This window comes from Streptomyces sp. DG2A-72 (genome assembly GCF_030499575.1).
In the GTDB taxonomy this organism is placed as follows: Bacteria; Actinomycetota; Actinomycetes; order Streptomycetales; family Streptomycetaceae; genus Streptomyces.
The window spans coordinates 542,943-562,256 of the sequence record NZ_JASTLC010000001.1 but is presented as its reverse complement, the minus strand read 5'-3'; the positions used below and the strand labels follow the sequence as shown (position 1 = coordinate 562,256).

Below are 19,314 nucleotides of genomic sequence, written 5' to 3'. Positions count from 1 at the left end.
TCGAGGAACCACCGCACATGTCATCTACGCGCATAGACGCCACCGCTCTCCGCCGCCTCCCCAAGGCCGTCCTGCACGACCACCTCGACGGCGGACTGCGCCCCGCCACCGTGGTGGAGCTCGCGCACGAGGTCGGCCACACCCTGCCCACCACCGACCCCGACGCGCTCGCCGCCTGGTACTTCGAGGCCGCGAACTCCGGTGACCTGGTCCGCTACATCGCCACCTTCGAGCACACCCTCGCGGTGATGCAGACCCGCGAGGGACTGCTGCGCACCGCCGAGGAGTACGTCCTCGACCTCGCGGAGGACGGCGTGGTCTACGCCGAGGTGCGGTACGCGCCCGAGCTGATGCTCAAGGGCGGGCTGACCCTGCCGGAGGTCGTCGAGACCGTGCAGCAGGGGCTGGCGGCCGGCATGGCGAAGGCGGCGGCCGCGGGCACGCCGGTCCGGGTGGGCACGCTGCTGTGCGGGATGCGGATGTTCGACCGCGTCCGCGAGGCCGCCGACCTGGCCGTCGCCTTCCGGGACGCCGGAGTCGTCGGCTTCGACATCGCCGGCGCCGAGGACGGCTTCCCGCCCGCCGACCACCTCGCCGCGTTCGAGCATCTGCGCCGCGAGAGCGTCCCGTTCACGATCCACGCCGGCGAGGCGCACGGGCTGCCCAGCATCCACCAGGCCCTCCAGGTGTGCGGCGCCCAGCGCATCGGCCACGGCGTCCGGATCACGGAGGACATCGTGGACGACAAGCTCGGCCGGCTCGCGGGCTGGGTACGGGACCGCCGGATCGCGCTGGAGATGTGCCCGACCTCCAACCTCCAGACCGGCGCCGCCACCTCGATCGCCGAGCACCCGATCACGGCCCTGAAGGATCTGGGCTTCCGGGTCACCCTCAACACCGACAACCGTCTCGTCTCCGGCACGACGATGACCCGGGAGATGTCCCTGCTGGTCGAGGAGGCGGGCTGGGGCGTCGAGGACCTGCGCACGGTCACGGTGAACGCCGTGAAGAGCGCGTTCATCCCGTTCGACGAGCGCAAGGCCCTCATCGAGGACGTCGTCCTGCCGGGCTACCTGCTCTGAAGCAGCCCGCGGACGTAGGCGGCCTGTCCGACGTGCTGCAGATCGTCGGACAGGACGCTGACCAGCCGGGCGCCGAGGCTGACCGGCGGATCCCAGCGCTCGTCCACGATGCGCTCCAGATCCTTGGCGGCCAGCGCACGCAGGGCCCCGAGCGTCTGCTCGTGCACGGCGTCGTAGTAGCCGGTCAGCAGGTCACCGGAGTCGACCCGCACCTTGGCGACCTTGGTCGACGAGTGCCCGTACCCGGTGTCGTGGCGCGGCAGCTCGAGCCCGAAGGTCTTCTGCCAGTCCTGGGTGAGCCACACCTGGTCGAGCGCGAAGGCGTCGGCGACGTGGTCGTCCTGGACGCGGGTGAGATGCCACACCAGCCAGGTGATGGAGTTGGCGTCGACGGACGGCCGGGCGTTGAGGTCGTCGGGGCCCAGACCCTCGACGGCGGCGTGGACTTCTTCCTGGATGCGGCTGTACGCGTCGATGAGGATGTCCTTGGCATGCATGGCTCCACCATCGCGCATCGCCGTCCGTCACGCGCCCTCTGTTTCCAGCAACGCCATCAGCGCCCGGGCCGCCGGGCTCGTGGCCTGCGCGGGCGGCAGCAGGGCGACCGTCTCGTACACGATCTCGTCGGTGTCCTTCACCGACAGGGCCGTCAGCGACTCGCGCTTGTGCCGGAAATGCCGCGGTACGACGGCGATGCCCAGGTTCTCGTCGACCATGTCCAGCAGGCTGTGCACGTCGTTCACCTCCAGGGCGACCGTCCGCCGTACGCCCGCGTCGGCGAACGCGGCGTCGGTGGTGCGACGCGGCCCCCAGTCCGGGTGGAAGTCGACGAAGACCTCGCCGCCCAGCTCCTCCAGGGTCACGGCCGTACCGGCCGCCGCCAGCCGGTGGCTGGGATGGCACAGCACCGTCATCGGCTCGCTGGTCAGGGGCACGGCACGCAGCTGATCGGTGTCCTCGCCCGCCGTCCGGACGGTGAACGCCAGATCGAGCCGCCCGGCCGCGACCTCCTCCGCCAGCGCACCCGAGCCCGCCTGCCGCAGACAGATCTCCACGTCCGGGTGGCGGCCCCGGAACGCGGCGAGCAGCCCGGCCACATGCACCCCCGCGATGCACTGCTCCGACCCGAGCGCCAGCATGCCGCGCAGCACACCCTGCACCGCGGCCACCGCCTCATGGGCCGCCCGCACCTGCGCGAGGATCCGCTCCGCCTCGACCAGCAGCGCCCGCCCGGCCGGGGTGAGCGTCACCCGGCGCGTCGTCCGCACGAACAGCGGCGTCTGCAACTCCCGCTCCAGCGCGCGGATGGAGGCGGACAGGCCGGACTGGGACACCAGCAGCCGCTCGGCGGCACGGGTGAAGTGCTGGTCCTCGGCGACCGCGACAAAGTGCTGAAGATGGCGCAGTTCCATGACTGAGAAGCCTATCCGCTGAATTCCATCGGATTCTTCTGTTGGACCAATGCCCCCAGGTCGCGAAAGAGTGGACAAAGGTAGTCAGGAAACCGCGCCAACCCCTCTGGAGTCGCGTTGTACACCGCACACCCCGACCGTTACGCGGACATGCCCTACCGGCGCACCGGACGCAGCGGCCTGAGGCTGCCCGCTCTGTCGCTCGGCCTGTGGCACAACTTCGGTCCGGACCGCCCGGTCGCGACACAGCGCGCGATCCTGCGCCGCGCCTTCGACCTCGGCATCACCCACTTCGACCTGGCGAACAACTACGGCCCGCCGCCCGGGGCCGCCGAGAGCGCCTTCGGCGAGGCCCTGAAGGCGGACTTCGCGGCCTACCGCGACGAGCTGGTCATCTCCACCAAGGCCGGATACCTGATGTGGCCCGGCCCGTACGGCGAGTGGGGCTCCCGCAAGTACCTGCTCTCCTCGCTCGACCAGTCCCTCGCCCGTATGGGCCTGGACTACGTCGACATCTTCTACTCGCACCGCCCCGACCCGGAGACTCCCCTGGAGGAGACGATGGGCGCCCTGCACTCGGCGGTGCAGCAGGGCAAGGCGCTGTACGTGGGCGTCTCCAACTATTCGGCGGAGCAGACCCGTGAAGCCGCCCGCATCCTCGGTGAGCTGGGCACCCCGCTGCTGATCCACCAGCCGCGCTACTCGATGCTGGACCGCCGCCCCGAGAGCGAGGGCCTGCTGGACGCGCTGGACGAGCTCCAGGTCGGTTCCATCGTCTTCTCCCCGCTGGAGCAGGGTCTGCTGACCGGCCGCTACCTCGACGGCATCCCGGAGGACTCGCGAGCAGCCGGTGACAGCCCGTTCCTGAAATCCGAGGCGCTGACCGGGGAACTGGTCGCCCGGCTGCGCGCCCTCGACGACATCGCCAAGTCCCGCGGCCAGACCTTGGCCCAGATGGCCCTGGCCTGGGTGCTGCGCGGCGGCCGGGTGACGTCCGCCCTCGTCGGCGCGAGCAGCCCGCAGCAGATCGAGGACAGCGTCGGCGCCATCCGCAACCTCGACTTCGACGCGGACGAACTGGCCCGGATCGACGCGCTCGTCAAGCCCTGAGCGCCTCCCGCCGCGACGCCGCGGAGCGCTCCGCGGGAGGTGCGGTGAGGTCGCCGGTCGTCTGCTGGTCCGTCGTGGCTGGTCGCGCAGTTCCCCGCGCCCCTTCGGGGCGCTGCCGAACCGCCGAATTCACCAGGGCCGCTTAGGAGCTGAGCCGCTCGTCGAGGTGCACGGTCACCGTGTCACCCTCGCCCTTCCCGATGGCCTTGCGGAGTTCGGCCTTGACGGGCAGCTTGTGGGTGCCGTCGCCCAGGGCCATGAAGGAGCTGCGGAAAGGGTGTCCGTCGATCGTGCCGCGGACCTTGACGAGCCCTCGGGTGCCGAAGAACTCGACGCTCTGCGGCCAGACGAGATAGGTCCAGCCGCCGTCGCTCGGGCTCTTGCGCAGGACGGCGGTGAATTCCTCGTCCAGCTGGGTGGTCGTCGTCATGATGCTGCCTCCGCTCGCGGTGGTCCTCGTAGGGAGAGGACCACCGTGAGCGGAGAAACTCATCGCGAGCCTCACGCGCCGGCGGGCACCCGGTCCAGAAAGCCCAGCACGGACCGGATGCGGCCGTCCGCGTCCAGCGTGATCACATCGAATCCGGCGACGGGTGCTGCTCCGTCGGTCTCGCTCACCAGCTCCCAGGAGAAGCGCGCCGTGTCGTGGTGCCCGTCGACGGCGCCGAGCAGGCGGAATGCGAAACCGGGGAACTGTTCGTGGGCCGCCGCGATCACGGCCGCGATCTGCTCGTGCCCGCTGACGTCGGCGAGCGGGTCGGTGTAGCCGCCGTCCGTGGTCCAGGCGGCGGCGACCGCTTTGGCCAGTTCCTCCGGCTCGACGGCGTTCCATGCCTCGAAGTAACGGGCGACGGCACTCTCGTAACGGTCGGTGTTCGCGGACATGCGGAATCAGCCTCCATCAAGGTCGTACCTGCTGGTCAGAGCCGGATCGCGGTCGCGCTGACCCGGTACCGCAACCATGCCCGGCTCGGGGGAGACCGTCGATTACCCCTCGGGTAATGGCCGCGCCCGCCGCCTTTCGGCCAATAACAGCGGTGAATATGCCGGGAGAGTGGCCGGAAATTCATGGTGACAGTGATTCGGTAGTGAACATACTCGACTTCAGGGCCTTCACAGTCGGCGCAGCATCCGTCACGCACCGCGCATGAGCCGCGCACAGCACCAGAGCCGCAGGAAAGCGAGGAACGGCCGACCGGCGAGCGGAACGAACGGGGAGTGGATCGTGCACGACGAATTCCTGTGCCATGTCACGGGGTACGGCACCTGCGGCGGTCGGCGTATCGGAGTGCCCTTAGGGACCTATCGGGCTCCCACGCTCGCCCTCGCCCTGTGGTGGCTGCGCGACCGTGCCTCCTGGATCGCCGACCGGCTGGATCCGCAGCCCGAGGCCGAGCATCTGCCGCCCGGCGCGCTCGTCCCCGTCGGCGACACCGTGGCCGACGTGCCCGCCGTGCTCCGCGGCTGGTGCCGTGACGTGGACCAGCAGGAACTCATCGCCGAGGCGTTGGCCGAGGGTCGATTAATCAGGGTGGCCGTCAGCGACGACACCACCGAGTACGAGCTGCTGGCGGAGTCCGTGGACGCCCTGCGTATGCAGCGGACCGCCGCGGCCCTGTTCGCGCCGGTCGCCTGAAGCCTTCGCGTCGAGCGCATATGTAAACAAATCGATAGAATTCCGGCATGGTGGAGCGGCCGTCGCGCCGACGGCGCCTGAACTCGTCCTGGAGACCGACACCGGCTCCACGGTGATGAGTCCGGGCCGCGAGTACCACGTCGGGCGCGATCCACTGAGCGACATCGTCATCGACGATGCCCGGGTCTCGTGGCACCACGCGGTACTGCGGGCCGACGACGGCCACTTGACCCTCGAGGACGAGCACAGCACCAACGGCACCTACGCCGACGGCCGCCGTATCCAGGCAGGGGACGTCGGCCCCGGTTGTGAGATCCGCTTCGGCAACCCCTCCGACGGCCCCCGTGCCGTCCTGGTCGGGCCCGCCGCACCGGCCCCGGAGCGCCCCTCCGCCGTCTCCATGCCGTCTCGCACCGGCACCTTCCGCCGGCCCACCACCGTACGGCCGTTGCCCACCCGCACCGTCCGCATCGGCCGCGCCGACGACAACGACCTGGTCATCGACGACCTGGTCGTCTCGCGCCGGCACGCCGAGCTGCGCGCCCTCCCGGACGGCACCTTCGAGATCGTCGACCTCGGCAGCCACAACGGCACCTTTCTGGGCGGCCTGCCCGTGACTCGCGCGCCGATGGGCCCCGGCGACATCGTCGGCATCGGCCACTCGGCGTTCTGCCTGGTCGGCGACCAGTTGCAGGAGTACGTCGACACCGGCGAGGTCTCCCTCGACGTACAGGACCTCGCGGTCGCCGTCGACCGCGGCCGCAAGACACTGCTCGACCATGTGTCGTTCCCGGTGGGGGAGAAGTGCCTGCTCGCGGTCGTCGGCCCGAGCGGTGCCGGCAAGTCCACCCTGCTCAACGCCCTGACCGGCCAGCGCCCCGCCGACCACGGCACCGTCCTCTACGACGGCCGCGACCTCTACCGCGACTACGCCGAACTGCGCCAGCGCATCGGCCTCGTCCCGCAGGAAGACATCCTGCACGCCCAGCTGACCGTCCGCAGCGCCCTGTCCTACGCCGCCGAACTGCGCTTCCCGCAGGACACCGCCAAGGCCGAGCGCCGGGACCGGGTCGACGAGGTGATCCGTGAACTGGGCCTGGAGCAGCGCTCCCGGCAGCCCGTGCACAGTCTGTCCGGCGGGCAGCGATGGGGGTCCCCCCAGGCCGTTCAGGCACTGGGGGAGGGTCAGCGTGGCCCTGGAGCTGCTGACCAAGCCGTCGCTGCTCTTCCTCGACGAGCCGACCTCGGGTCTGGACCCCGGCATGGACCGCTCGGTGATGCACATGCTGCGCGGCCTCGCCGACGACGGCCGGACGGTCATCGTGGTCACCCACAGCGTCCTGAGCCTCGACGTCTGCGACCGGCTCCTGGTGTTCGCGCCCGGGGGCAGGACGAGTACTACGGACCTCCCGACGACGCCCTCGCCTTCTTCGGTTTCGAGCAGTGGCCGGAGGCCTTCGAGGCGTTCGAGCGGGACACCGACCGGGACTGGGCCGGTGACTTCCGTGTCTCGCCCTTCCACCGCCGGTACATCACCGACGCGACCGCGCAGCCCCTGCTGGACGGCTCCGCCCCGGTCGCCGTCGCCCCGCCGCCCCGGCCACGCAGCCGCGGCGCCCAACTGGGCACCCTGATCCGCCGGTACGCCGCGGCACTCGGCGCCGACCGCACCTTCCTCGCCATCATGATCGCCCTGCCGTTCGTGATGGGCGCCATGGCCCGCGCACTGGCGGGCAGCAAGCTGACGCAGGAGACGGCGATGAACGCCCTGCTGATCCTGTGCGTCGGCGGCGTTCTCACCGGCGCGGCCAACGCCGTGCGCGAACTCGTCAAGGAACGCGTCATCTACCAGCGCGAGCGAGCCGTGGGCCTGTCCAGATCGGCGTACCTGATGTCCAAGGTCGTCGTGCTGGGGACGGTCACCGTCCTCCAGGCGGTGGTGCTCACCCTCGTCGCACTGCTCGGCGTCGACCTCAACGCGCCCGGCGGAAAAGGCGTGTTGATGCCGCCGCTCATCGAGATCACGGTGGCCGTCGCCCTGCTCGCCTTCACCGCGATGATGCTCGGCCTGCTGGTGTCGGCGCTGGTACGCAAGGAGGAGGTGACGATGCCACTGCTCGTGCTGCTTGCGATCGTGCAAGTCGTCTTCTGCGGCGCCCTGCTGAAACTCCACGGCGTGTCCGGCCTGGAGCAGCTGTCGTGGATCGTGCCCTCCCGGTGGGCGCTCGGCGCCATGGCCGGCACCGTGGGCCTCGCCCGGATCGTGCCCGGCGAGCTGACCGGCGACCCCCTGTTCAAGCACACGGCGGGCGTGTGGCTGCTCAATGTGGGCATGCTGGTCGTGCTGTCGGCGGTCTTCGGCTACGCGGTGTCCCGGCTGCTGCGCCGGCACGAACCCGTCGTGATGCGGAAGTAGGCGGCCATCACGGCGACCCCCGGCTTCCGCCCCACCCACGTCGTCCCGCAGCACGGCATGCCCGCCTGGGAGACCCCCGACCCCGCCCGGCCCACCGTGGCCCTCGGCCCGTTGCTGCCCGTCCAGCTCGTCGAGCGGCGCGGCGACTGGGGCCACGTCCTGTGCGCCAACGGCTGGTCGGCCTGGGTCGACGGCCGCTGCCTGGTCGCCGTACCCCACGATCCACCCCTGCCCGGCGGACCGCTCACCCGCGGCGACGACCCACGCCCCCTGCTCGCCCACGCCGAACAGACCCTCGCGCACTACCGCGCCGCGGTCGGGGAACTCGCCGCCGGTGCCCTCGACGGAGAGGCCTTCCGCAGCCGCACACAAGGGCTGCGCATCGGAATCGTCGTCGACGGGGAGCACGTGTGGCTGTACGACGTCGAGAACGCGCGCTGGGTCTACGCGGACGGGGCGCGGGCGAGCACGTTCGCGACGGACGACGCGCCCCGCGCCGCCGACCGCGCCCCCACGCAGGTGGTGACACCCGATGGCACGTGACACGAGCCTCTTCTCCGGCCGCCCCTCCGAACTCATCGGCAGGCAGGTCGCGGGCTACCGCATCGAGCGCGAGATCGGCCGCGGCGGCATGGCCGTCGTCTACCGCGCCCGGGACCTGCGCCTGGAACGCACCGTCGCCCTCAAGCTCCTCGCCCCCGAACTCGCCCGCAACGACACCTTCCGCCGCCGCTTCACCCACGAGTCCGGGGCGGCCGCCGCGATCGACCATCCGCATATCGTCCCGGTCTTCGAGGCGGGCGAGACGGACGGCGTCCTTTACATCGCGATGCGGTACGTGGCCGGCAGCGATCTACGCCATCTCCTCGACCGTCAGGGCCAGTTGCCGTCCCCGACCGTCCTGCGCATCGCCGCCCAGATCGCCTCCGCGCTCGACGCGGCCCACGAGCACGGCCTGGTGCACCGGGACGTGAAACCCGGCAACATCCTGGTCTCCCGCGGCACCGACAGCGACCACCCCGAGCACGTCTACCTCACCGACTTCGGCCTGACGAAGAAGTCGCTGTCCCTGACCGGCTTCACCACCGTCGGCCAGTTCGTCGGCACGCTCGACTACGTCGCCCCCCGAACAGATCTCCGGCAAGCCCGTCGACGCATGCTGCGACGTCTACGGGTTCGCCTGCGTCGTCTACGAGTGCCTGGCCGGCCGCCCGCCCTTCCGGCGCGACGACGACATGGCGCTGCTGTGGGCCCACCAGTACGACGAACCGCCCCCGCTGACAGACTCCCGCCCGGACCTCGCCCCTCTCGTCGACCCGGTGTTCGCCGAGGCGCTGGCCAAGCGCCCCGACGACCGGTACGACACGTGCCTGGCCTTCGTCACCGCGCTGCGTGTCGCCACGCGCGGCGGGCCGGAGTCCGGTCACCCGGCGACGGAGGTCGATCTGAGGGCGGCGAAGCCGCCGCCGCGGTGGGCCGCGCCGGTGTTTGGCAGCGCCCCGTAGGGGCGCGGGGCTGTATTGATGTGCGGCTACCGCCGCGTGGGCGCGACCAGCCACGACGGTGCCGCAGACGAAGAACGGCGTCAGGCCTGACCCCGCCGCCGCACCCGCCGTGCCGGCAACGCGCCGAGGAAACCGGCGACCAGCCCCCACAGCACCGCCAAGCCCAGCGCCGGCCACAACTCCGGTCGCAGAAGCAGCTCCCCGCCGAGATCGCCGCCCAGGTCGCCGATGCCGAGTACGGACAGGCCGTAGTGCGCGGAGATCCGGCCGACGAGGCAGACCATGAGAACCGTGAGGGCGAGCGCGACCGCCAGGTGCACCGCGTGCTGCCACGCCCGCATCCGGCGCGGTGAGCGGGCCGCCATCAGGAACGCGACGGCCAGCAGCAGTACGGCGTCGACGACCACGAGCCACCACACCCGCCCGTCCTGCTCGGCGAGCGTGCTCAGGTTGAGAGTGGAGACATCCGGACCGCGCAGCACCTCGTCGAGGACACGCGGCATCGGCAGCCCGAACGGCCCCTCGACCTGGCCCTCCCAGGTCGCGCCGAGGCCGATGGTGAAGCTGAGCCAGACCAGGTTCGGCAGGCCGAGCAGGATCACGGCGAAGGTCTCCGCGGCATGCCCGCGCGTCGCGGCGGTGACGATTGCGATGACGAGGCCGAGAGCGACGTAGGAGAGGAGCAGGACGACCATGGAGTACGCGGCCGGGCGCACCGACTCCTGGAAGCGCAGCAGCCGGGGCGGCAGCGGTGCTCCGCGTGCGACCAGCAACGCCAGCACCAGCACACCGGCCAGCCACAGCAGGCCGAACAGGAGCGTCAGCGGCACATCGGTCTCGAAGCCGACTCTCGGCGTGACGCCGAACAGGTCGCCGATTTCCCCGAGTGTGTCGTCCCCGAGGGTGATCGTGAAGGTCTGGCGCGCGGCGAGGGCGAGGCCGAGCAGACCCAGCACCCACAGCGCGGCGATCCGGCCCGCCCAGCCCGCCAGCTCCCGGGCACCTGCCACCGCCCGGTGCCGCAGCGGCCGTAGGAAACCGGTGGCGACGACCAGGGCCCCGACGAGCGTGACGGACAGCGGGATCACGGTGAGCCCTGCCGAACTGTCGGCCAGGTCCCCCGCGTTGCCCGACAGCTCGATGGTCCCTCCGACGGACGTGACGACCGTCGCCGCCACCACCCGGGGGAACGCGCCGTCCGGCAGGTCGGCCGCGCCGGCCGCCCAGAGTCCCAGAGCGGCGGTCACTCCCATCGCGATCAGCCCGGCCAGCACGACGGCAACGGCCTGGACCCAGCCGTGACGGGCGACCGCCAGGCCGGAGGGGGTACGAGCGCTCACGCTGCCACGCTAAGCAGGAGCCGGTGGGCTCGCCCGCCGGGAGGTCCGTCCGCGTCGGCTTGCGGGGGCCACTGCACCGGGGCACACAATGAGGATGTTGCGGATGAATAGCGGAATCGCCCGCGGATACTGACAATTGACGTCGGGAAGAAGGGCTCGTGAGCGTCGAACCGCCGTCCTCAGACCGTCCCACAGGACCACCCTCCGGTCCGCTGTCGGGGCCCTCCCAGCCGCCGCCTCCCGGGACCGCCGTCGCAGCCGGGCGGCGGTGGCGAGACGCCCGAACCCGGTCGGCCGTGGTGAAGGTCGGTGCCCCGGATCGCGGTGCTGGCCACCGTCGTGGTGGCCGCCGTCGTCCTGGCCGTCGTCCTCAGCCGCTCCGACGGCGGCTCGGGCAAGGACAGCGAGGTCTTCCTCCAGGCCGCGGGCAAGACGGGCCCCGACCCCTTCACGGAGTCGACGGCGACCGACAGCTCGGCCCCACCCGTCTCCCCCTCGCCCACCCAGCCGGCGCCCTCGAACGCGGTGCGCGGCGTCGACGGCGGGGCGCCCGGCCTGTAGGGCGGCACGCGCAACGTCGCCGGCTGTGACGTGGAAAAGCGGATCAAGGCGCTGCGGGCCGACCCGGACAAGAACCGGGCGTTCGCCTCCGTCGCCGGCGTCGACCCGTCCGCCGTGCCCGCCCATCTCCGCTCGCTCACCCCGTACAGCTGCGCATGGACACCCGCGTCACCAACCACGGCTACCGCGACGGCGCCGCCACCAGCTACCAGGCCGTCCTGCAGTCCGGCACCGCCGTCCTCGCCGACGACCGCGGCGTGCCCCGCGTGCGCTGCGCCTGCGGCAACCCGCTGACCCCACCGGTCGCCCAGCGGACGATGCCGCGGCAGACGGGCGACTCCTGGCCGTCGTACCGGCCCTCCAACGTCGTCGTGGTCACGCCCGCGACGACGGTCATCACCATCTTCGTCGTGTACGACCCCGAGCGCGGCGACTGGTTCGCCAGGCACCGCGGTGACACCGGCGAGAAGGACCGGAAGACCGAACCGCCGGCCCGGCCCTCGCCCTCGGTGAGCGTGTCGACGCCGGCCTCGCCGTCGCCCTGCGACTCGAAGGCCGCCGACGGGGCGACTTCGTGCCCGCCGACGTCGAGCGCCCCCTCCTCGGTGACCCCCAGCCCCGAGTCCCCGCCCTCCCAACCGCCGACCTCGGAGCCTGAGACAAGCGTCGAACCGCCGTCCCCCGAGACCCCGCCGGCCCAGCCGGCCCAGCCGCCGCCGGCCTCGGACCCGACGAAGCACGCCGGAAGCGCCCGCCGGCTGACCGGCTGTGCGGTTGCGGGGACTGCCGCGCGCCACTCGGGGTACGAGCACTGATGCAGCAGCGTCCGGCGAGCCCGGCTTCCGAGAGAGAAACGCATGATCGACAACCTGGACGGGGCAGTGGTAGCGACTGGTTTCGACGTGCCCGTGGAACCGCTACGGCGGGCGGCGCACTACACCGGCGAGCCGGGATGCATCGCCGAGGCGCGGTCCTTCGCCGCGTTCTTCCTCGATCAGCTCAGAACCGAGTGGTGCGCCGAGATCGACGAGCGGGCCGAGGGAGCTCTGCTCCTGGTGGTGAGCGAACTGGTCACCAACGCGGACCGGCACAGCGACGGGCCGTACATCCTGGACCTGGAGGGCACGGACGCCGCGGTCACGGTGAGCGTCTACGACAGCAGCGCCGCGCTGCCCCGGCGCTTCCCCCGGGATCCCGAGCGCGTGGGCCGGCACGGGCTGGAGATAGTGCACGCGCTGGCGACGGAGGTCGCCGTCGAGCGCGTGCCGGTCGGTAAGCGCGTGCGCGTCGTGGTGGGCCTGAGCTGCGAGTGACGGCCCTGGCCCCCTGGCGGCCCGGGGTCAGGCGCAGCCGAGCTCGCCCAGCATGCCGTGCCGCAACCGCGCGATGATCCGCTTGATCAGCCGGGACACATGCATCTGGGAGCAGCCCAGCCGGGCGCCGATCTCCGCCTGCGTGGCCTCCTCCACGAACCGCATGTGGATGATCTGCCGGTCCCGCTCGCTGAGTTCGGCCATCAGCGGGGCGAGCGACTGGCAGTCCTCGACGAGCCGCAGCCCGTCCTCCTCGACGCCGATGAAGTCGGCGAGCACCGCCTCCCCGTCCTCCGGGCCGTCGCCGGTGAGCGCGGCGTCCAGCGACGCGGAGTTGTAGCCGTTGGAGGCGACCTGGGCCTCGATGACCCCGTCCTCGTCGATGTTCATGAGCGTGGCGAGTTCGGCGACGGTGGGTTCCCGGTCGAGCCGGCCGGCGAGTTCGTCGCGTGCCTTGGCCAGGTCGACGCGCAGCTCCTGCAGCCTGCGCGGTACGTGCACGGCCCAGGTGGTGTCCCGGAAGAACCGCTTGATCTCACCGACGATGTACGGCAGCGCGAACGAGGTGAACTCCACCTCGCGGCTGAGTTCGAACCGGTCGATGGCCTTGATCAGGCCGATCATCCCGGTCTGGACGATGTCCTCCATGTCGTCCCCGCGGCCCCGGAACCGGCCGGCCGCGAACCGCACGAGGGACATGTTCATCTCGATGAGCGTGTTGCGCGCGTACTGGTGGGCGTGTGTGCCCTCGTCGAGTTCCGACAGGCGCTGGAAGAACTGGCGGGACAACTCCCGCGCGTCCCGCGGAGCCACGGTCCGCGGGTTCTCGATGTCCGGCAGTGGTCCGTTCCCCGTGCTGGTCCCGGCGGTCTGTTCGACCTCTGCCTCCGACCGCATCACGGCGGTGTCCATGTCGTCCTCTCCCCACGCGGGTCACCTGAGACTCCGGCTCGGTCCTCCACAAGCGACTACCCCGGTCCGCACACCGCATGCCCATCGGGCCGCCGTGCGGCGGAAATTGAGTGGTGTGGGACAGGTGGGCTCAGCGGCGGGCGGCGAGGAACAGGCCAACAGCCCCTGCCGGGCGCGTCGTCGAGTGCGCACAGCACGTCCGCCGCCCACCCCCGTCTCGACGATTCCACCCAGGGCAGAATGCTGATCCCTTCCCCTGGAGTCGAGGGAATTTAGTCTGGGAAGGTGAGCAACCAAGCGCCGAACCAAGCCCGCGTGATCCCTCTGCGCCCGCCGGCCCAGCGCCCAGCGGCCCAACGCCCGCAGCTCGAGGGCCCATCGGCCCAGCGTCCGCAGGTCGAGCGCCCGTCAGCCGAGCGTCCGCAGTCCCAGCACCCGTCGGTGACACGCCCGGAGACCAGCGCCCGCCCAGCGTCCGCCCGCCCCCTCGCGCCCGTCGCCCCCGCGCCGGACCGATCCACCTCGCCCGTCGCCCCCAAGGAACCCAGGGAACCTCTCTGGCGCGACCTGATCGGCGATGTGCTGCGGCGCGAGCGGCTCGCGCAGGAGCGGACGCTCAAGGACGTGGCCGACGCCGCCCGTATCTCCATGCCCTATCTGTCGGAGGTGGAGCGCGGCCGCAAGGAGGCCTCCTCGGAGGTCCTCGCGGCCGCCGCCCACGCCCTCGGCCTGGGCCTCGGCGATCTGCTCTCGCTGGCGCAGAGTGAGCTCACTCGGAGCCGGGCCACGGGCATGTCGTCGTACAACGGTCTCTGCCTGGCCGCCTGACGGGACCGGCGCCTCAGACTCCCACCAGGCGCCGGCTCACCACCTCGTCGGCCAACCCGTACGCCACCGCCTCCTCGGCCGTGAACACCTTGTCGCGGTCCATGTCCGCGCGCAGCGTCGCGATGTCGTGGTGCGTGTGCCGGGCCAGCACCTCCTCCACCTGGGAACGGATCCGGACCATCTCCTTGGCCTGGAGCGCGAGATCGGAGATCGCGCCCCGGCTGCCGCCGCTGGCCGGCTGACCGAGCAGCACGCGCGCGTGCTCCAGCACGAACCGCCGGCCGGGATCCCCTCCGGCCAGCAGTACGGCCGCCGTGGAGGCCGCCTGGCCCACGCAGAACGTCGAGACCGGCGCCTGCACGAAGGCCATCGTGTCGTAGATCGCCATCAGCGAAGTGAACGAGCCACCGGGCGAGTTGATGTAGATCGCGATCTCGTTCTCCGGCGCCGACGACTCCAGATGGAGCAGTTGCGCGATGACGACGTTGGCCACGCCGTCGTCGATCTCGGTGCCGAGGAAGATGATCCGCTCCGACAGCAGACGGCTGAAGACGTCGGAGGACCGCTCGCCGTGCGCGGTCCGCTCGACGACGTACGGAATCGTGTAGTTCCCCATGTCACAGCCCCATCCGTCGCTTCGAGGCGGCCGGGCGGACGTCGGCGAGCGACTCCAGGACCCGGTCCACCATGCCGTACTCCATCGCCTCCTCGGCCGTGAACCAGCGGTCGCGGTCGCCGTCCCGGGCGATGGTCTCCGGTGTCTGGCCCGTGTTCTCGGCCAGAAGCCGCTCCATGGTCCGCTTGCTGTGGTCCAGGTTCTCCGCCTGGATCTCGATGTCGGCGGTGGTGCCGCCGATGCCCGCCGACCCCTGGTGCATCATGATCCGCGCGTTCGGCAGGGCGTACCGCTTGCCGGGCGTGCCCGCGCAGAGCAGGAACTGGCCCATGCTCGCCGCGAAACCCATCGCCAGCGTCGACACATCGTTCGGGATCAGCCGCATCGTGTCGTAGATGGCGAGGCCCGCGTACACCGAGCCGCCCGGACTGTTGATGTACAGGCTGATGTCCGTGCGCGGGTCCTCGGCGGACAGGATCAGCAGTTGCGAGCAGATCCGGTTGGCGGAGACCTCGTCGACCTGGGTGCCCAGCAACACGATCCGCTGACCGAGCAGTTGGGCGGCGAGGTGGTCGTCGAGCCGGGTCGGAGGGGTGTCGCCCTCCTCGGCCCGTGGCATGAGGTCCGGCCCCCGGCCGGCGATGAGTGGAGACATCGGCGCGCTCCTAGTCGAGATGTCGAGATGTCGATGGGTCGAGTCGCAGTGGCCTGCGCTCTCCACTCTCGGCCCGGAACCGCCCTCACCGGGGATTTCTCTGCCCGCGGCAGATTCGCCGTGGGCAGAGCCCTGCTCGCGTACGGTCAGCCGTCACCCTTCTCGCGCAACTGCCGGAAGAACGCCCTCACGTCCTCGACCAGCAGATCCGGTTCCTCCATCGCGGCGAAGTGCCCACCGCGGTCCAGCTCCGTCCACCGCACGATGTTCTCCGTGCGGTCCGCCTTGTGCCGCAGCGCGATCTGCGGTTCGGCGGGGAAGAGGGCGAGCGCGGTCGGCGCGGTCGACGGCTGCCTGGGCGCTCCGGCCCGGTCGGCCGGGGCGTGCGCCCGCTCGTAGTAGATCCGGGCGGACGAACCGGCGGTCCCGGTCAGCCAGTACAGCATCACGTTGGTCAGCAGCCGGTCCCGGTCGACGGCCTCCTCGGGCAGCTCCGCCGAGTCCGTCCACTCCTGGAACTTCTCGACGATCCAGGCGAGTTGACCGACGGGGGAGTCCGTGAGCCCGTACGCCAGGGTCTGCGGCTTGGTGGACTGCAGGATGGCGTACCCGGTGCCCTCGCGGGACCAGGCGCTCCAGCCGCGCCAGGAGGCGAGCGTGCGCTCCCGCTCCTCGGGACTCAGCGCGTCCAGCTCCTCGGCCGTCGGTTCATGGGTCGCCTGCGCGCCCGGCAGCAGATTGAGGTGCACGCCGATCAACCGGTCCGGGTACGCGCGGCCCAGCTCGCGGGAGATGGCCGACCCCCAGTCGCCGCCCTGCGCGCCGAACCGCTCGTAGCCGAGCCGCGTCATCAGCTCGGCCCACGCGTCGGCGACCCGCCCCGCCTCCCAGCCGGTGTCCGGCGTGGGCCCGGACAGCCCGAACCCCGGAACGCTCGGTACGACGACATGGAACGCGTCGGCCGGATCGCCCCCGTGTGCGGCCGGATCGGTCAACGGCCCTACGACATCCAGGAATTCGACGATCGAGCCCGGCCAGCCGTGCGTGATGATCAGCGGCGTGGCGTTCGGTTCCGGGGAGCGGATATGCGCGAAGTGCACGTTCGCGCCGTCGATGGTGGTCGTGAACTGGGGCCACTCGTTGAGCTGAGCCTCGGCCGCACGCCAGTCGTACTCGTGCCGCCAGTACCGGGCGAGCTCCTGGAGATAGTCGCGCGGGACGCCGTACGACCAGCCCACCCCCGAAAGCATGTCCGGCCAGCGGGTGCGGTCGAGCCGGTCGTGGAGATCATCGAGGTCGCTCTGCGGGATGTCGATACGGAAGGGACGGATGCCGTCGGCGGGCGTCGATGTCATGCTCGCGATGCTATGCCGGGACGGTGTAGCGGCCACGTGGATTAATCGGCCGCCCGGCCGATGAGTTCCGGGTGCAGGATCGGTCGATACAGGTGACCGCGTTCCATGCCCCAGGAGGTACTCATGGCCACCGACGGATTCACCACGTGTCTCTGGTTCGAGGACCAGGCCGAGGAAGCCGCCCACTACTACGTCTCGATCTTCAAGAACTCCAGCGTCGGCAAGGTCGCCCGCTACACCGAGGGCGCCATGCAGCCCGCCGGATCCGTGATGACCGTCGAGTTCACGGCCAACGGCCAGCGGTTCCTGGCTCTCAACGCCGGCCCGCAGTTCAAGTTCACCGAAGCGATCTCCTTCATGATCGCCTGTGCGGACCAGGAAGAGGTCGACTTCTACTGGAACAAGTTCCTCGAGGGCGGCGGCGAGCCCGGGCCCTGCGGCTGGCTCAAGGACAAGTACGGCCTGTCCTGGCAGGTCGTCCCCGACCGCCTCATCGAGCTGACCACCGACCCGGACATGGAGAAGGCCACCCGCGCGATGGGCGCCATGATGAAGATGGGCAAGATCGACATCGCCGCCCTGGAGAAGGCGGCGGCGGGGGAGTAGGGCACACAGTGCGGTGACCGGTCGCCGAGCACCTGGCGGCCGGTCCGCCGCTACCCGGCCTCGGCCAGGATCTCTTTGATCACATGCCGTGAGTTCGCCGCCAGCGGCGGGTTCGTCTCCCAGTAGTACGGCAGCTGGATCAGCGAGATCGACAGCGCCCAGCCCCGGCCCCGCGCCCACTGGGCGTCGTCGGCACCGAGAGCGTGACGGAGGACGGGGCGGGCCGACGCGGGCAGGAGATTCCAGGCCACGATCAGATCCACGGCCGGGTCGCCGACGCCCAGGGTCCCGAAGTCGATCACGGCGCTCAGCCGCCCGTCGGCCACCAGCACGTTTCCGGGTGACAGGTCCCCGTGCGCCCAGACGGGCGGCCCGGTGTGCTCCGGGACCCGCAGGGCCGCCTCCCACAGCGCCGTCACCGCGTCCGTGTCCACGGCGCCCGCCAGCTGGACGATCGCCTCACGCGTCGGCGCGTCCCGGGCCGCCAGCGGAATCCCCCGGTAGCCGACCGGCGCGCCCATGGGGTCCACACGGCGCAGCGCACCGACGAACGCCGCCAGCTCCCCGGCCAGCGTCTCGGGATCGTCGAGCGCGTCGACGGCCGGATTACGCCCGTCCAGCCACCGGAACACCGACCACGCCCACGGGAATCCGTCGCCCGCCACACCCTGCCCGACCGGCTCGGGCACCGCGGCCGGTAGCAGCGGCCCCAGCAGGGGCAGCCAGCGCTGCTCGTGCTCGACGTCCGCGACGGCACCGGGATGCCGGGGGAGCCGTACGACCAGCTCGTCGCCGAGCCGGAACATCGCGTTCTCGGTGCCGGAGGACTCCAGCCGCGCCACGGGCAGCCCCGCCCACTCCGGGAACTGCCGGGCGATCAGCCGGCTCACCAGCGCGGCGTCGATGTCCACTTCGTCCGGACGTATCTTCTGGGCACACATGAGCGCCATCCCACTGGTCAACGGCCCCTGCTGTCCAACGATTTCGACGCGCGGCCGACTCCCGGCCCCAGCGCCCACCGCGGACGCCCGCCGTCGTCTCAACCGGCTGATCAACCGGCTCATCGAGACCGAGCTCGTTCGCCGATCACCCGAGTGATCTCCCTGGCGATGCGCAGGATGCCGGGGGAGCGGACCGGGCACGGCTTCGGGGTGGACGTCGTGGGCGCCAGACAGAAGTGCAGATAGTCGTCGCCGAAATGCAGCTCGGTCCGGTCGCCGCCCGGCTGGGTGCAGTAGTCGGGATGCTCGCGCTCGTACGGCGTGCAGGGCAGGTACTTCGCCCAGGTGTAGCGGGCGCCGTCCGGGCTGACCGTCCTGCCCGCGTCGGCGACGACGTCACCCGAAGTGGCGGCCCGCTCTTCGTAGATGGCGTTCACGCGCCGGACCCGGTCGGGGGTGATCGGGTCCGGGCCCTGCAACACCCAGACGATCCGCGGGCGCCCGGATCCTCCGGCCGCGGCGATCTGTTCGGTGAGGCGTTCGGCGTCGGCGGCGTACCGCGCGAAGTACGTGCTCGGGGCCTTGGCGTGCGTGATCCCGTCCATGCACCAGGTGTAGCCCCAGGCGTTGCCCCAGAACTGCAGCACCACGTAGTCCGGGTGCAGGGAACGCACCAGGGCGGCCGCCTTGTGCGCGTCCGGGACGAGGGAGCGCTTGCCCGTGCCCTCCAGGTAGTCGCAGAGCGTGGTGCCCGAGTACGGGGCGCTGGTGTACTCGGCGTCCAGGTCCTTGCGCAGCTCCTGCCCCAGCACCTTCTGGTTCTCCATCGCGAGGGAGTCACCGAGGTAGAGCACGGTGGGAGCCTTCATCGGCGTCGTCGGTGTGGCCGGCGCCTGCTGTCGTGTAGTGCCCCCGGGCGCGGAGGGTGTGGGCGGTGCCTTCTCCGGCTCGGACGCCGGATCCCCGCACGCGCCGAGCAGTACCCCGGCCAGCAGCACCCCCACGATCCACGAGCTCCGCATACAG

At 71.2% G+C, this 19,314-nt stretch carries 18 protein-coding genes and 3 pseudogenes; 10 read left to right on the top strand and 11 right to left on the bottom strand.

The window, feature by feature from the left end:
• The first annotated feature begins 17 nt into the window (after window positions 1-17).
• Window positions 18-1,082, top strand: coding sequence for an adenosine deaminase (locus QQY66_RS02940; protein ID WP_301977435.1), 1,065 nt, complete (start codon window positions 18-20; stop codon window positions 1,080-1,082).
• Here QQY66_RS02940 and QQY66_RS02935 read toward each other — a convergent pair.
• Window positions 1,070-1,579, bottom strand: a complete 510-nt coding sequence (locus QQY66_RS02935) for a DUF664 domain-containing protein (protein ID WP_301977434.1) — start codon at window positions 1,577-1,579, stop codon at window positions 1,070-1,072. The two genes, QQY66_RS02940 and QQY66_RS02935, sit on opposite strands and share 13 nt — an antisense overlap.
• A gap of 27 nt (window positions 1,580-1,606) precedes the next feature.
• A complete protein-coding gene (locus tag QQY66_RS02930; protein WP_301977433.1) occupies window positions 1,607-2,494 on the bottom strand; it encodes a LysR substrate-binding domain-containing protein in 888 nt (295 codons plus the stop codon).
• Between the two features lie 117 nt (window positions 2,495-2,611).
• On the opposite strand from QQY66_RS02930, the gene mgrA reads away from it, so the two are divergent.
• Window positions 2,612-3,604 carry an L-glyceraldehyde 3-phosphate reductase gene (mgrA, locus tag QQY66_RS02925; RefSeq protein WP_301977432.1) on the top strand — a complete coding sequence of 331 codons (993 nt, stop codon included), beginning with the start codon at window positions 2,612-2,614 and terminating at the stop codon, window positions 3,602-3,604.
• 142 nt (window positions 3,605-3,746) lie between these two features.
• Here the strand turns inward: mgrA and QQY66_RS02920 are convergent, their stop codons facing one another.
• Window positions 3,747-4,034, bottom strand: a complete 288-nt coding sequence (locus tag QQY66_RS02920) for a DUF1905 domain-containing protein (protein ID WP_301977431.1) — start codon at window positions 4,032-4,034, stop codon at window positions 3,747-3,749.
• A gap of 71 nt (window positions 4,035-4,105) precedes the next feature.
• Window positions 4,106-4,489 (bottom strand): nuclear transport factor 2 family protein, encoded by a 384-nt coding sequence (locus QQY66_RS02915; RefSeq protein WP_301977430.1) that lies wholly within the window; start codon window positions 4,487-4,489, stop codon window positions 4,106-4,108.
• Between the two features lie 340 nt (window positions 4,490-4,829).
• On the opposite strand from QQY66_RS02915, the gene QQY66_RS02910 reads away from it, so the two are divergent.
• From QQY66_RS02910 to QQY66_RS02895, 4 genes and pseudogenes are all read left to right on the top strand, one after another.
• Window positions 4,830-5,240 carry a hypothetical protein gene (locus QQY66_RS02910; protein WP_301977429.1) on the top strand — a complete coding sequence of 137 codons (411 nt, stop codon included), beginning with the start codon at window positions 4,830-4,832 and terminating at the stop codon, window positions 5,238-5,240.
• A 115-nt stretch (window positions 5,241-5,355) separates the two neighbouring features.
• A pseudogene (locus QQY66_RS02905) lies at window positions 5,356-7,656 on the top strand (FHA domain-containing protein).
• Window positions 7,657-7,713: 57 nt separating this feature from the next.
• Complete coding sequence (locus tag QQY66_RS02900) at window positions 7,714-8,199, top strand: hypothetical protein (protein WP_301977428.1); 486 nt, start codon at window positions 7,714-7,716, stop codon at window positions 8,197-8,199.
• Window positions 8,189-9,161, top strand: a pseudogene (locus QQY66_RS02895) (serine/threonine-protein kinase). The gene QQY66_RS02900 and the pseudogene QQY66_RS02895 overlap by 11 nt, the downstream one beginning before the upstream one ends.
• An 80-nt stretch (window positions 9,162-9,241) precedes the next feature.
• On the opposite strand, the gene QQY66_RS02890 reads toward QQY66_RS02895, so the two are convergent.
• Window positions 9,242-10,501, bottom strand: coding sequence for a streptophobe family protein (locus QQY66_RS02890; RefSeq protein ID WP_301977427.1), 1,260 nt, complete (start codon window positions 10,499-10,501; stop codon window positions 9,242-9,244).
• Window positions 10,502-10,659: 158 nt separating this feature from the next.
• Between QQY66_RS02890 and QQY66_RS02885 the strand changes: the two are divergent.
• Both QQY66_RS02885 and QQY66_RS02880 read left to right on the top strand, forming a co-directional pair.
• Window positions 10,660-11,877: pseudogene (locus QQY66_RS02885) on the top strand (DUF6777 domain-containing protein).
• A 42-nt stretch (window positions 11,878-11,919) separates the two neighbouring features.
• A complete protein-coding gene (locus QQY66_RS02880) occupies window positions 11,920-12,375 on the top strand; it encodes an ATP-binding protein (protein WP_301977426.1) in 456 nt (151 codons plus the stop codon).
• Between the two features lie 27 nt (window positions 12,376-12,402).
• Here the strand turns inward: QQY66_RS02880 and QQY66_RS02875 are convergent, their stop codons facing one another.
• Window positions 12,403-13,287 (bottom strand): RNA polymerase sigma factor SigF, encoded by an 885-nt coding sequence (locus QQY66_RS02875; RefSeq protein WP_301977425.1) that lies wholly within the window; start codon window positions 13,285-13,287, stop codon window positions 12,403-12,405.
• Between the two features lie 441 nt (window positions 13,288-13,728).
• On the opposite strand from QQY66_RS02875, the gene QQY66_RS02870 reads away from it, so the two are divergent.
• Entirely contained in the window at window positions 13,729-14,115 is a 387-nt protein-coding gene (locus tag QQY66_RS02870; protein ID WP_301977424.1) for a RodZ family helix-turn-helix domain-containing protein, read from the top strand.
• 13 nt (window positions 14,116-14,128) lie between these two features.
• On the opposite strand, the gene QQY66_RS02865 is transcribed toward QQY66_RS02870, so the two are convergent.
• From QQY66_RS02865 to QQY66_RS02855, 3 genes are all read right to left on the bottom strand, one after another.
• Complete coding sequence (locus tag QQY66_RS02865; RefSeq protein ID WP_301977423.1) at window positions 14,129-14,731, bottom strand: ClpP family protease; 603 nt, start codon at window positions 14,729-14,731, stop codon at window positions 14,129-14,131.
• A gap of 1 nt (window position 14,732) precedes the next feature.
• A complete protein-coding gene (locus QQY66_RS02860) occupies window positions 14,733-15,386 on the bottom strand; it encodes a ClpP family protease (protein ID WP_301977422.1) in 654 nt (217 codons plus the stop codon).
• A 146-nt stretch (window positions 15,387-15,532) separates the two neighbouring features.
• Complete coding sequence (locus QQY66_RS02855; RefSeq protein WP_301977421.1) at window positions 15,533-16,741, bottom strand: epoxide hydrolase family protein; 1,209 nt, start codon at window positions 16,739-16,741, stop codon at window positions 15,533-15,535.
• Window positions 16,742-16,864: 123 nt separating this feature from the next.
• Between QQY66_RS02855 and QQY66_RS02850 the strand changes: the two genes are divergently transcribed.
• Window positions 16,865-17,347 (top strand): VOC family protein, encoded by a 483-nt coding sequence (locus QQY66_RS02850; RefSeq protein ID WP_301977420.1) that lies wholly within the window; start codon window positions 16,865-16,867, stop codon window positions 17,345-17,347.
• A gap of 50 nt (window positions 17,348-17,397) precedes the next feature.
• Here QQY66_RS02850 and QQY66_RS02845 read toward each other — a convergent pair whose 3' ends face one another.
• Both QQY66_RS02845 and QQY66_RS02840 read right to left on the bottom strand, forming a co-directional pair.
• Entirely contained in the window at window positions 17,398-18,288 is an 891-nt protein-coding gene (locus QQY66_RS02845; protein WP_301977419.1) for an aminoglycoside phosphotransferase family protein, read from the bottom strand.
• Between the two features lie 119 nt (window positions 18,289-18,407).
• Window positions 18,408-19,310, bottom strand: a complete 903-nt coding sequence (locus QQY66_RS02840) for an SGNH/GDSL hydrolase family protein (RefSeq protein ID WP_301977418.1) — start codon at window positions 19,308-19,310, stop codon at window positions 18,408-18,410.
• Window positions 19,311-19,314 lie beyond the last annotated feature (4 nt).

Excerpts from the sequence above, each read along its gene's own strand:
- QQY66_RS02930 (WP_301977433.1), bottom strand. The coding sequence starts at position 2,494 with ATGGAACTGCGCCATCTTCAGCACTTTGTCGCGGTCGCCGAGGACCAG.
- QQY66_RS02935 (WP_301977434.1), bottom strand. The coding sequence starts at position 1,579 with ATGCATGCCAAGGACATCCTCATCGACGCGTACAGCCGCATCCAGGAA.
- QQY66_RS02940 (WP_301977435.1), top strand. The coding sequence starts at position 18 with ATGTCATCTACGCGCATAGACGCCACCGCTCTCCGCCGCCTCCCCAAG.
- QQY66_RS02860 (WP_301977422.1), bottom strand. The coding sequence starts at position 15,386 with ATGTCTCCACTCATCGCCGGCCGGGGGCCGGACCTCATGCCACGGGCC.
- QQY66_RS02850 (WP_301977420.1), top strand. The coding sequence starts at position 16,865 with ATGGCCACCGACGGATTCACCACGTGTCTCTGGTTCGAGGACCAGGCC.
- QQY66_RS02880 (WP_301977426.1), top strand. The coding sequence starts at position 11,920 with ATGATCGACAACCTGGACGGGGCAGTGGTAGCGACTGGTTTCGACGTG.
- QQY66_RS02855 (WP_301977421.1), bottom strand. The coding sequence starts at position 16,741 with ATGACATCGACGCCCGCCGACGGCATCCGTCCCTTCCGTATCGACATC.
- QQY66_RS02900 (WP_301977428.1), top strand. The coding sequence starts at position 7,714 with ATGCCCGCCTGGGAGACCCCCGACCCCGCCCGGCCCACCGTGGCCCTC.
- QQY66_RS02875 (WP_301977425.1), bottom strand. The coding sequence starts at position 13,287 with ATGGACACCGCCGTGATGCGGTCGGAGGCAGAGGTCGAACAGACCGCC.
- QQY66_RS02840 (WP_301977418.1), bottom strand. The coding sequence starts at position 19,310 with ATGCGGAGCTCGTGGATCGTGGGGGTGCTGCTGGCCGGGGTACTGCTC.
- QQY66_RS02920 (WP_301977431.1), bottom strand. The coding sequence starts at position 4,034 with ATGACGACGACCACCCAGCTGGACGAGGAATTCACCGCCGTCCTGCGC.
- QQY66_RS02865 (WP_301977423.1), bottom strand. The coding sequence starts at position 14,731 with ATGGGGAACTACACGATTCCGTACGTCGTCGAGCGGACCGCGCACGGC.
- QQY66_RS02915 (WP_301977430.1), bottom strand. The coding sequence starts at position 4,489 with ATGTCCGCGAACACCGACCGTTACGAGAGTGCCGTCGCCCGTTACTTC.
- QQY66_RS02845 (WP_301977419.1), bottom strand. The coding sequence starts at position 18,288 with ATGTGTGCCCAGAAGATACGTCCGGACGAAGTGGACATCGACGCCGCG.